10 protein-coding genes are annotated in these 11,327 nt (G+C 68.6%); 6 read left to right on the forward strand and 4 right to left on the reverse strand.

The features are described from left to right. The first annotated feature begins 263 nt into the window (after positions 1-263). Both FKV24_RS15540 and FKV24_RS15545 read left to right on the forward strand, forming a co-directional pair. Entirely contained in the window at positions 264-782 is a 519-nt protein-coding gene (locus FKV24_RS15540; RefSeq protein WP_111268131.1) for a hypothetical protein, read from the forward strand. A gap of 65 nt (positions 783-847) precedes the next feature. Further along, positions 848-1,570, forward strand: coding sequence for a pseudouridine synthase (locus FKV24_RS15545; RefSeq protein WP_425481658.1), 723 nt, complete (start codon positions 848-850; stop codon positions 1,568-1,570). A gap of 50 nt (positions 1,571-1,620) precedes the next feature. On the opposite strand, the gene kbl is transcribed toward FKV24_RS15545, so the two are convergent. Next, positions 1,621-2,838 (reverse strand): glycine C-acetyltransferase, encoded by a 1,218-nt coding sequence (kbl, locus tag FKV24_RS15550; RefSeq protein ID WP_141483037.1) that lies wholly within the window; start codon positions 2,836-2,838, stop codon positions 1,621-1,623. A 105-nt stretch (positions 2,839-2,943) separates the two neighbouring features. On the opposite strand from kbl, the gene FKV24_RS15555 reads away from it, so the two are divergent. Continuing rightward, positions 2,944-3,633: a hypothetical protein gene (locus tag FKV24_RS15555; RefSeq protein WP_141483038.1), complete on the forward strand. Its 690-nt coding sequence runs from the start codon at positions 2,944-2,946 to the stop codon at positions 3,631-3,633. Positions 3,634-3,998: 365 nt separating this feature from the next. Here FKV24_RS15555 and FKV24_RS20080 read toward each other — a convergent pair whose 3' ends face one another. Together FKV24_RS20080 and tdh are read right to left on the reverse strand one after the other, a co-directional pair. Beyond that, positions 3,999-4,130, reverse strand: coding sequence for a hypothetical protein (locus FKV24_RS20080; RefSeq protein ID WP_262982903.1), 132 nt, complete (start codon positions 4,128-4,130; stop codon positions 3,999-4,001). A gap of 7 nt (positions 4,131-4,137) precedes the next feature. Next, a complete protein-coding gene (tdh, locus tag FKV24_RS15560) occupies positions 4,138-5,172 on the reverse strand; it encodes an L-threonine 3-dehydrogenase (RefSeq protein WP_211371890.1) in 1,035 nt (344 codons plus the stop codon). A 210-nt stretch (positions 5,173-5,382) separates the two neighbouring features. Between tdh and FKV24_RS15565 the strand changes: the two genes are divergently transcribed. The 3 genes from FKV24_RS15565 (at position 5,383) to FKV24_RS15575 (ending at position 10,373) form a co-directional block, all read left to right on the forward strand. Next, on the forward strand, positions 5,383-7,548 hold the full coding sequence (locus tag FKV24_RS15565) for a S46 family peptidase (RefSeq protein ID WP_425481659.1): 2,166 nt from the start codon (positions 5,383-5,385) through the stop codon (positions 7,546-7,548). A 171-nt stretch (positions 7,549-7,719) separates the two neighbouring features. Further along, complete coding sequence (locus tag FKV24_RS15570) at positions 7,720-8,139, forward strand: MerC family mercury resistance protein (protein ID WP_141483039.1); 420 nt, start codon at positions 7,720-7,722, stop codon at positions 8,137-8,139. A gap of 62 nt (positions 8,140-8,201) precedes the next feature. Next, positions 8,202-10,373 carry a S46 family peptidase gene (locus FKV24_RS15575; RefSeq protein WP_111268128.1) on the forward strand — a complete coding sequence of 724 codons (2,172 nt, stop codon included), beginning with the start codon at positions 8,202-8,204 and terminating at the stop codon, positions 10,371-10,373. A gap of 76 nt (positions 10,374-10,449) precedes the next feature. On the opposite strand, the gene FKV24_RS15580 is transcribed toward FKV24_RS15575, so the two are convergent. Further along, complete coding sequence (locus tag FKV24_RS15580; RefSeq protein ID WP_141483040.1) at positions 10,450-10,677, reverse strand: DUF6289 family protein; 228 nt, start codon at positions 10,675-10,677, stop codon at positions 10,450-10,452. Positions 10,678-11,327: the final 650 nt, after the last annotated feature.

Genomic DNA, 11,327 nt, shown 5'->3' on the forward strand with positions numbered 1-11,327 from the left:
TGAACGTGCAGAACTGAGTCCGGCCCGGCGGGCCCGAGGGCCTGCCACCGACTCGAAGGAAACCCGGCCCCGTGCCGGGTTTCTTTTTGTCCGCGTCGTGCCGCCGCCGGCGGGCGCATGGCGGTATGTGCGGGCGGTCATGCCCGTCGCCGCCGCAGGTCGCAAACCCGCAATCGGCGGTTGTCGCCGTCGCATCCCGCGCCTACACTCCGATCACGCCCGCGCATCCCGTGCGCATCGGGCGCATCGATCAGGAGAACTTCATGCAGCGCGCCGTCCTTGCCCTCCCACTCATCCTCATGGCCGGGATGGCCCAGGCCCAGCAGGCCGGCGACTGCAATGCGCTGGTCGCGCCCAAGTCGATGCCGATCCGCCCGACCATCGTGGCGCCGGTGTCGGGCGAGCTGAGCGTGCCCAGCCACCAGCTCGGCGCACCGACCGGCGTACTTGCGCATGCCTACGACGAGGCGCAGTCGATCGACCAGGTGGTGTTCCGGCTGAAGCTGGAGAACTGCCAGAGCCTGGCCAAGGCGATGCCGGCCACCACGCCGGCCGCGGCCGAGACGCAGGCGCCGGCCGCGTACAAGCCGCGCACCGAGTTCGACAACGGCCCGTGGCGCTTCGACATGAACCAGAACGGCAAGCGCATGACCGCCGAGGAGTTCGATGCCTGGATGAAGTCGCGTGGCGTGCGCGTGGCCAAGGGCGCACCGGCCGCGGCGGCCGCGCCGGCGCCGGCGGAGAACGCCGAGGCGGCCGTAGCCGAGGGCGACGGCCAGTAAGCCATGGCGGTTCCGAAGTTGACCCGAGGGCGGCCGCGAAAGCGGCCGCTGTCGCGATGGGAGCGATGATCCGCCACGGCCTGGCCCGCACCCTGTCCAAGCAGGGGGTGTGTTCGCGTACCGAGGCGACGCGATGGGTGCAGGCGGGGCGGGTCAGCGTGGACGGGCGCGTGGTCCGCGATCCGGAGTTCCCGGTCGTGCGCGACCGCCACTCGATCCGGGTCGACGGCCTCGACCTGCGACCGCCGACGCCGTTCTACCTGATGCTCAACAAGCCGCGCGGCCTGGTCACCACGGTCCGCGACGAGCAGGGGCGCGACACTGTCTACCGCTGCTTCGATGGCGCCAGTCTGCCCTGGATCGCGCCGGTGGGGCGGCTGGACAAGGCCAGCGAAGGGCTGCTGCTGTTCAGCAACGACACCGGCTGGGCATCGCGGATCACCGGTCCGGACTCCGGCCCGGACAAGACCTACCACGTCCAGGTCGGCGGCCAGCCCAGTGCGGAGGTGCTCGCGGCCCTGGTGACCGGCGTCGAGGACGCGGGCGAACACCTGGCCGCACGCAGTGCCCGGGTCTTGCGCCTGGGCAGCCGCAACGCCTGGCTCGAGATCGTGCTCGACGAGGGACGCAACCGGCAGATCCGCCGCCTGCTGGCGGCATTCCAGTTGCCGGTGCTACGGCTGGTCCGGGTCGCGATCGGCGAATTGGCGATCGGCGAACTGGGCAAGGGCGAATGGCGCGAACTCAGTCGCGCCGAGTTCGAAGCGCTGGCGCACCCCACGCGCTGAACCCGCAGCCGGCCCGCAGCCGCCCGCGGGCCGATTGCCGCGAGCCCGGATCAGGCGGTCTTGAGCACCCCCAGTTCGTGACCGATCCGGGTGAACGCGTCGATGGCGCGGTCCAGGTGCTCGCGGGTATGCGCCGCGCTCATCTGGGTGCGGATGCGTGCCTGCCCCTTCGGTACCACCGGGAAGAAGAAGCCGATCGCGTAGATGCCTTCCTCCAGCAGGCGCGCGGCGAACTGCTGTGCCAGCGGTGCGTCGTACAGCATCACCGGCACGATCGGGTGCACGCCGGGCTTGAGGTCGAAGCCGGCGGCGCTCATCCGCTCGCGGAAGTAGGCGGTATTCGCCGCAAGCCGCTCGCGCAGCTCGCCGGCGCTGGAGAGCATCTCGAAGGCCTTGATGCCGGCGGCGACCACGTGCGGCGGCAGCGAGTTGGAGAACAGGTACGGACGCGAACGCTGGCGCAGCATCTCGATCACTTCGCGCCTGGCGGTGGTGAAGCCGCCCAGTGCGCCGCCCATCGCCTTGCCGAGGGTGCCGGTGATGATGTCGATGCGCTCGAGCACGCCCTTGACCTCGGCCGAGCCCTTGCCGTGGGCACCGAGAAAGCCGGTCGCGTGGCATTCGTCGATGTGGACCAGGGCGCCGTACTTCTTCGCCAGCGCGGTGATCTCGTCGAGCGGAGCGATGAAACCGTCCATCGAGAACACGCCGTCGGTGGTGATCAGCTTGGTCCGGCAGCCGGCGGCGTCGGCCGCCTGCAGTTGGGCTTCCAGGTCGGCCATGTCGCAGTTGGCGTAACGGAAGCGCTGCGCCTTGCACAGGCGCACGCCGTCGATGATCGACGCGTGGTTGAGGGCGTCGGAGATGATCGCGTCCTCCGGTCCCAGCAGTGGTTCGAACAGGCCGCCGTTGGCGTCGAAGCAGGCGGCATAGAGGATGGTGTCCTCGGTGCCGAAGAAGTCGGCGATGCTCTGCTCCAGTTGCTTGTGCAGGTCCTGGGTGCCGCAGATGAAGCGCACCGAGGCCATGCCGAAGCCGTGGCTGTCCAGCGCCTGCTTGGCGGCGGCGATGACATCGGGGTGATCGGCCAGGCCGAGGTAGTTGTTGGCGCAGAAGTTCAGCACCGTGCGGCCGTCGGCGAGGGTGATCTCGGCCGACTGCGGGCTGGTGATGATCCGCTCGGCCTTGAACAGGCCCTGCTCGCGGATCGAGTCGAGCTCGTCGGCGTAGCGGGCGGTCAGCGAGGCGGGGGCGGTGTCGTTCGGCATGGTCGGCTCCGGCGTGGGCGGGGAGGGCGCGGGGAAAACGCCATTCTATCGGCTGGGCGCACGGGGATCGCGGCAGGGAGGGCCGGTATCGCCTAGCATCGATGCATGGACTCCCGCAGCGGACCCATGCCGGCCTGCCTGCCGCCGCCGTGGTGGCTGCCGCTGCTGTGCGCGCTGCTGCCGCTGGTGGCCGGGCACGTGGCGCTGTGGCTGTCGGTCCGCGACGGGCTGGTGCCGGCCTGCGTGCCGTATATCGATGGCTGCGTGTCGATCAGCCGGGCGGCACGACACGGAGTCGGCAATGGTCTGTTCAAGGCCCTGATGCTGCCCGCGGCGGGGTTGCAGGCACTGTTCTGGTGGCGGGCGCGGCGCTGGTTGCAACTGCGTGGCGGGCGCGATCCGGCGGAGATCGCCTGGCTGGGTATCGTCGCGGGCGCGTTCCTGGCCCTGTACACCAGCGCCCTCGGCAGCGAGGGCGAGATCTACGGCCTGCTGCGTCGCTACGGCATCACCGCCTATTTCGGCGGCACCTTCCTTGCCCTGATGGCGCTGTTGCGGCGGATGTCGCACGACCGGGAGGACGCGCCAGGGTTCGCGGCGCTGCGCAGGGTCGCGGTCGGAATGCTGGCCGTCGGCCTGACCAGCGTGGCGGTCACCGCGACGCTCGCCGACCCGATGGCGCGGGAGCGTTGGGAGAACCGTCTGGAGTGGATCCTGGGCCTGTGGCTGACCGCGATGTTCCTGGTGTTCGCCTGGCAGTGGTGGCGCGAGCGGCGGCATGCTGTGCCCCGGTAGGCGCGGCGACCGGAGATTCGGAAAAGAGGGCTTTCCGTGAATGCTTCATCGCGGCTTACGCCGCTCCTACGAAAACCTGTTGCCGCCCCCACTGCCGACGAAGCCGCCCGGACTCGCAGGACGTCCCGCGGTCCGAGCATGCGAACGGACAACGTCAACGCCATCCGCCGGCACGCAATCCCGTAGCCGCGGCGTGAGTCGCGACCCCGGGCCGCGCCCGGGAGTCCCCAAAGTTCGCTGCGCACACCTTGGGCCCCGGCGTTGCGCTGCCACACTCCCATCCGTGCCTGTGGCACGGATCGCCCCCGGCTGGGGCCTTGGGCCTTGTAGGAGCGGCGTGAGCCGCGATGGGGCTTTCGCGGGGCCTACGGTGCCTGTGGGGGCTCGCGGTCGTCACCGCGCGGGCGGGCCGGCAGGCGCGCGCCGCGGATCATCGTCGCGACCAGGCCGGCGAGCAACAGCGCGACCAGCCCGGTCAGCCATGCGGCTGCGGACATCGCCGGCTCAGACCCAGCTCAGCACGACCTTGCCGGCCTTGCCCGATTCCATCAGGTCGAAGCCTTCCTGGAAGTCGTCGATCGGCAGTTGATGGGTCAGCACCTTGCCGAGCGGGAAGCCCGACAGCACCAGTTGGGTCATCTTGTACCAGGTCTCGTACATCTTGCGGCCGTAGATCCCGTGGATGGTCAGGCCCTTGAAGATGACCTTGTCCCAGTCGGCGCCGGCGCCCTTGGGCATGATGCCGAGCATCGCGATCTTGCCGCCGTGGTACATGCAGTCGAGCATGTCGTTGAACGCGCGCGGATTGCCGCTCATTTCCAGGCCGACGTCGAAGCCCTCCATGTGCAGGTCGGCCATCACTTCCTTCAGCGAGGTGTTGGCGACGTTGACCACGCGGGTCGCGCCCATGTCGGCGGCGAGCTTGAGGCGGTAGTCGTTGACGTCGGTGACGACCACGTTGCGCGCGCCGATGTACTTGCAGATGCCGGCGGCGATGATGCCGATCGGACCCGCGCCGGTGATCAGCACGTCCTCGCCGACCACGTCGAATTCCAGCGCGCAGTGCGCGGCATTGCCGTAGGGGTCGAAGAACGCGGCCAGCTCGCCGGGGATCTGATCGGGGATCGGCCACAGGTTGCTGGCCGGCATCACGATGTATTCGGCGAACGCGCCGTTGCGATTGACGCCGATGCCGATCGTGTTCGGACACAGGTGTTGGCGGCCGGCGCGGCAGTTGCGGCAGTGGCCGCAGACGATGTGGCCCTCGGCGGAGACGCGCTGGCCCGGGCGGTAGCCGGTGACGCCTGGGCCGATCTCGACCACGCGGCCGACGAACTCGTGGCCGATCACCAGTCCCGGCTCGATCGTGCGCTGGCTCCACTCGTCCCACAGGTAGATGTGCAGGTCGGTGCCGCAGATCGCGGTCTTTTCCAGCTTGACCAGGACCTCGTTCGGGCCCGGTGACGGCACCGGCACCTGTTCCATCCAGATGCCCTTGCCTGCTTCGCGTTTGACCAGGGCCTTCATCATTTGCGTCATGGGGGTCGCCGAGGCGGTTGGGGAGACCGGCAATTATACGCCGGGCCCCCTGGGCGCCCCGATCGGTGGCGATGACCGCCACGGGGCGGCGACCTTGCGCGTCGTGGCCGTTGGCCGCCGCCGCGGGCCGCCGGTTTGCCCACGGCCGCAGGCTTGACCTATCGTCCGGCTTCCCTGTGCCGGATTGACGGACTGATGAACGGATCGACCATGCGCCACCGTCTGTTGTTGCCCGCCCTCGCGTCCGCGCTGATCGTTTCCGCCGCCGGAGCCGCGCACGCCGACGAGGGCATGTGGATGCCCTCGCAACTGCCGGACATCGCCGCGCAGATGAAGGCGGCCGGCTTCGAGGGCCGGCCCGAAGCGCTGAGCGAGCTGGCGCAGCCGCCGATGAACGCCGTGGTCAAGGTCGGCGGCGGCAGCGGTGCGTTCGTCTCCGCCGACGGTCTGGTGCTGACCAACCACCACGTCGCCTTCGGGGTGATCCAGTACAACAGTTCGCCGCAGCGCGACCTGATCGCCGAGGGCTTCGTCGCCGCCGATCGTGCCGCCGAGTTGCCGGCCAATCCCGACTACCGGGTGCTGGTGACCACCGGATTCGAGCGCATCACCGATCGCGTTCTGGCCGCTGCGCGTGGCAAGCGCGGGCGCGCCTACTTCGACGCCGTCGATGGCGCCGGCAAGGCCGCGGTCGCCGAGTGCGAGCAGATGCCGGCGCAGCGTTGCAGCGTCGCCAACATGGACTACGGCAGCGACTTCTATCTGGTGAAGCAGCTCGAGCTGCGCGACATCCGTCTGGTGTACGCGCCGCCGAGCAGCATCGGCAACTACGGCGGCGAGGTCGACAATTTCATGTGGCCTCGCCACAGCGGCGATTTCACCCTGTTGCGCGCCTATGTCGGTCCGAACGGGCGCCCGGCCGATCACTCGCCCGACAACGTGCCGTTCCATCCGCCGGCGCATCTGCAGGTGTCAACCCGCAACGTCAAGCAGGGCGACTACGCGATGCTGGCCGGGTATCCCGGCATCACCTTCCGCCATCGGATGGCTTCCGAATTCGCAGGCCAGGTCGACTGGCAGCTGCCCTCGCGGGTGGCGCTGTACCGGCGCATGATCGAGGTGATCGAGAACGCCAGTGCCGACGACGGCGAGGCGCGGGTGCGCTACGCCTCGTTGCTGCGCGGCCTGCTCAACGGCCTCAAGCGCGCCCAGGGCGAGCTCGACGGACTGCGCCGCAGCGACGCGGTCGCTACCCGCCGTTCCGACGAGGCGGCGATGCTGGCCTGGCTCGACAGCCAGGACGACGCCGACACGACCCGTGCCGACATCGCCGCCGCGCAGGCGGTGCTCGACGAGGTCGCCGCGACCCGCGAACGCGACCAACTGGTCACCACGATCCTGCGCCTGCCGCAGTTGCTGCGCGCGGCGGTGACCGTGCAGAGGCTGGCGATCGAACGCGAGCGGCCCGACGCCGAACGCGAGTCGGGCTACCAGCAACGCGACACGGCCTTGATCGAGGGCCAGTTGCGCCAGCTCCAGCGCCGCTATGCGCCGGCGGTCGAACAGGCCCTGCTGACCGACCTGGTGCTGCAATACCAGGCGCTGCCGGCGGACCAGCACCTGGCCGAGTTCGATGCGGTGTTCGGCACCACCCCGGAGCAGGTGCGCGCCGCGGTCGCCGCGCTGTACGCCGGCACCTCATTCGGAGACGAGACGGTGCGGGTCGCGGCGATGCAGGCGGATCGAGAAACGCTGTCGGCTTCGCAGGACCCGTTGCTGCGCGCGACCGCGCGCCTGATGCCGGCGATCCTGCGGCTGGAAGACGCCTACAAGACCCACGAGGGCGAGCTGCTGCGCCTGCGTCCGGCCTACATGCGCACCCTGATCGGCCATCGCCGCGCCAACGGCGAGGCGGTGTACCCCGATGCGAACTCGACCTTGCGGGTCAGCTACGGCCGGATCAGTACCCTCGATCCGCGCGACGGCGTGCGCTACCTGCCGCTGACCACGGTGAAGGGCATCGTCGAAAAGCACACCGGCGAGGAACCCTTCGACGCGCCGCAGCCGTTACTGGAGGCGATCGCCAAGGGCGATTTCGGCAGCACCGCCGAGCCGAGCCTGGGCACCCAGACCGTCAACTTCATGACCAACCTCGACACCACCGGAGGCAACTCCGGTTCCCCGGTGATGGATGCCGAGGGGCGGCTGATCGGCCTGAACTTCGACAGCAACTGGGAAGCGGTCAGCGCCAGCTGGATGTACGACCCGCGCTACAAGCGCGCGATCCACGTCGACATGCGCTATCTGCGCTGGCTGATGGCCAAGGTCTATCCTGCGCCGCACTTGCTGGAGGAGATGCGGCTGCCGGCCGAATGACGCGCCTGCGTCCGGGGCATCGGCGGCTGCCCGAGGAGGGGTGGCCGCCGCAGGTGGCGGCGGAGAGAGGGCAATGGCGCGGGTGCGGCAAGTCGCGCGCCAGTATCGGCACTGGCTACTCCATAATTGAAATGTTATAACATTTCAATTATGGAAAGGGAGCGATCTGCAATGAAGTCTGCCGGGCTTCAGTTGTTCGACATCTCTGCGATCGGCCTGTCGGGATTGTGCCTGCTGCATTGCCTCGCCTTGCCGGCATTGGCGGCGTTCCTGCCGATGCTTGCCGCGGGCGCCGATGCCGCCTGGGTGCACCTGCTGCTGTTGGCGCTGGCCGCACCACTGGCGGCGACCGGGCTGTGGTGCTCGCACCGCCAGTGCCCGCTGCCATGGGCCTTGTGGTTGCTGGCGGGCTTCGGGCTGGTGGCGCTGCTGGCCGGTGCGCTCGGCTGGCCCACCGAGAGCCGGGAGACCGTGCTCACCGTCGCCGGCAGCCTGTCGCTGGCGGCGGCGCATGTCTGGAACTGGTTCCGGCGTCTCCGGATCGCGATGGATGCCGGCGCCTACCACAACCGGCGCATGGCGTCGGATTGACCATCACCAAACCCCGCGGGCTAGACTCGCCGATTGATCTGTTCAGTAGGGAGATGCTTCAGATGCGTTATTCGATCCTGGCGATGGCCGCGACCTTGTTCGTTGCCTGCACAGTCGCCGGAGACGCCCGCGCGGGCGAAGGCATGTGGGTGCCGCAGCAATTGCCGGAGATCGCCAAGCCGCTGCGCAAGGCCGGCCTGAAGCTCAAGGCCGAACAGCTGGCCGATCTGACCGGCGATCCGATGGGCGCGGTGGTTTCGCTGGGCGGCTGTACCGCCAGCTTCGTCTCTCCGCAGGGGTTGGTGGTGACCAACCACCACTGCGCGTATGGCGCCATCCAGCTCAACTCGACGCCCGAGCGCAACCTGATGCAGGACGGCTTCAATGCGCCGACCCCGGGCGACGAAGTCTCGGCCGGCCCCAATGCGCGGATCTACGCGCTGGACTCGATCCGCGACGTCACCGAACAGGTCACCGCCGCGATCGCCGCCGCACCCGATGCGCTGGGCCGCACCCGCGCGCTGGAGAATGTGGAGAAGCAGCTGGTCGCCGATTGCGAGGCCGAGGACGGTTACCGCTGCCGCCTCTACAGCTTCGCCGGCGGCAACACCTATCGGCTGTTCCGCAACCTCGAGATCCGCGACGTGCGCCTGGTCTACGCGCCGCCGGGCAGCATCGGCAATTACGGCGGCGAGGTCGACAACTGGATGTGGCCACGCCACACCGGCGATTTCTCGTTCTACCGCGCCTATGTCGGCAAGGACGGCAAGCCGGCGGCCTTTGCCGACGACAACGTGCCTTACCAGCCGCGGCACTGGCTGAAGATCGCCGACCGTCCGCTCGAGCCCGGCGACTTCGTGATGGTCGCAGGCTATCCGGGCCGCACCGCGCGCTACGCGCTTGCCGAGGAGTTCGACGAGACCGCGGACTGGACCTATCCGACCGTCGGCCAGCACTACAAGAACCTGATCGCCCTGGTCGAGGCAGCCGGCAAGGACGATCCCGATGTCGCGGTCAAGTACGCCAGCACCGTGCGTGGCTGGCAGAACGCGATGAAGAACTACGACGGCCAGCTGGAGGGCTTCCGTCGCATCGATGCCGCCGCCGCCAAGCAGGCCGAGGAAGCGGCGGTGCTGGAGTGGCTGCGTGGCCAGGGCGAGAAGGGCAAGCCGGCGCTGGACGCCCACGCCCGCCTGGTCGAGCTCGACGAGCAGGCCCGCGCCCATCGCGAACGCGACCTGGTGTTCGGCCAGTTGCGCCGTACCGGCGCGATCGGCGCCGCGGTCCAGCTCTATCGCCTGTCGATCGAGCGCGCCAAGCCCGATGCCGAGCGCGAACCCGGCTACCAGGAACGCGACCTGCCGGCGTTCGAAGGCGGCCTGAGGCAGATGGAGCGTCGCTACGAGCCGAAGATGGATCGCCAGCTGCAGGCCTACTGGCTGCGCGAGTATCTCAAGTTGCCTCAGGACCAGCGCGTCGCGGTGGTCGACGAATGGCTCGGTGGCGACGATGAGCGCGCGATCGAGCGGGCGTTGGGCAAGCTCGCCAGGACCGACCTGGGCATCACCGATATCCGCCTCAACCTGATGAAGTCCGATCGCGCCGCATTCGAGAAGAGCCGCGATCCGGCGATCCGGTTCGCGGTGGCGATCATGCCGACCCTGCTGGCGCTGGAGGAGGAGGGCAAGGCCCGCGCCGGCGACGCGCTGCTGGCGCGCCCGCTGTACCTGCAGGCGGTCGCCGACTACCGCAAGAGCAAGGGCGAACACGTCTATCCCGACGCCAATTCCTCGCTGCGGATCACTTTCGGCAACGTGATGGGCTACACCAAGGCCGACGGCAGCGCACAGGCGCCGTTCACCCAGCTGGAGCAGATCGCGGCCAAGGCGACCGGCGAGGCGCCGTTCGATCCGCCGCAGACGTTGCTGGACGCGATCGCGGCCAAGAACTACGGCGGTCTGGAAGACCGCAAGCTGGGCACCGTGCCGGTCAACTTCATGGCCGACCTGGACATCACCGGCGGCAACTCGGGTTCGCCGGCGATGGACGCGCACGGCCGCCTGGTCGGACTGGTGTTCGACATGAACTGGGAAAGCGTCAGCTCGAACTGGGTGTTCGATCCGGCGATGACCCGGGTGATCGGCGTCGATCAGCGCTACATGCGCTGGATCATGCAGGAAGTGTTCCCGGCACCGCAGGTGCTGGCCGAGCTGGGCGTGCCCGAGAAGGAGTGACGACGCCCGCGTGGATGCACAGACGGGCCGGCATCGCCGGCCCGTCTGCGTTGGCGCAAGGCCATTGCGGCCGGGGTCAGATCTCCGGTTCGCAGAGGAAGTAGCCGTCGGAGTAGTTGCGCGTGCCCTTGCCCCAACTCTCGCGGCTGCCATCGCAACGGATGGCGCTGTAGCCGACCACCTGTCCGGCATCGTCGAAGTAGTAGTAGAACTGCCCGGGTCCGGTCGGGCCGATCGCGGCGATCGCCGCACCCGCGGCGACAGTGGCGGCCAACCCCAGCATCAAGATGATCTTCCTGCGCATGGTTCGTTCCCTGTGTTGGTGCGCCGGCGTCATTGCCGGCCTGCCGATTGCCGGGGTAGCGGCACGCCGTGTCCAGTGACCACGGTTGGGGCGATTGCGGTTCTGTGACTTGCGACCGCAGCGGTGCGTCGAATTGTGCGGTCGGTTGCGGTTGGGGCCTGGGCCAGGGCCAGGGTGGCCCGGAAGGAAGCGGATGCTTCGTATGCCTCACTGATAAGGCGTCGTATATCGAAGGCGGGCGAAATCGATTGCCGACCTTGATGAAGGGGCATTGATTCAATGCAAGAATCAAAGGCTTCCGCCACCAAGGCGGCGGGCGACTTTTCTTTGCTGGCCCAAAGAAAAGTCGCCAAAAGAAAGGGCCTCCCCGACGGAGCACAATCGTGAACGGTAAGTCTTCCGGGATTTTTCGACACGACATCCTGTCGTGACCGAAAAACGGCGCGCGTCCCTGCGCGCCGCCCTTCGGGTCTGCGATCAGCGCGGGCTGTCCGAGTGCCAGCAAGGTCAAGAGCGACTGTTGACCTTGACTTTCAGCGACTTAAAGCCCGCCGAGCACCGCAGAGGACGGCGGCCGTAGAGGCGCCCATGTCTGAGCGTAGCGAGTTTGGGCGCCGTGCCGCCGGCCTTGAGGCGCACAGGGGACCGGG

This window comes from Marilutibacter maris (genome assembly GCF_006546735.2).
GTDB lineage: Bacteria > Pseudomonadota > Gammaproteobacteria > Xanthomonadales > Xanthomonadaceae > Marilutibacter > Marilutibacter maris.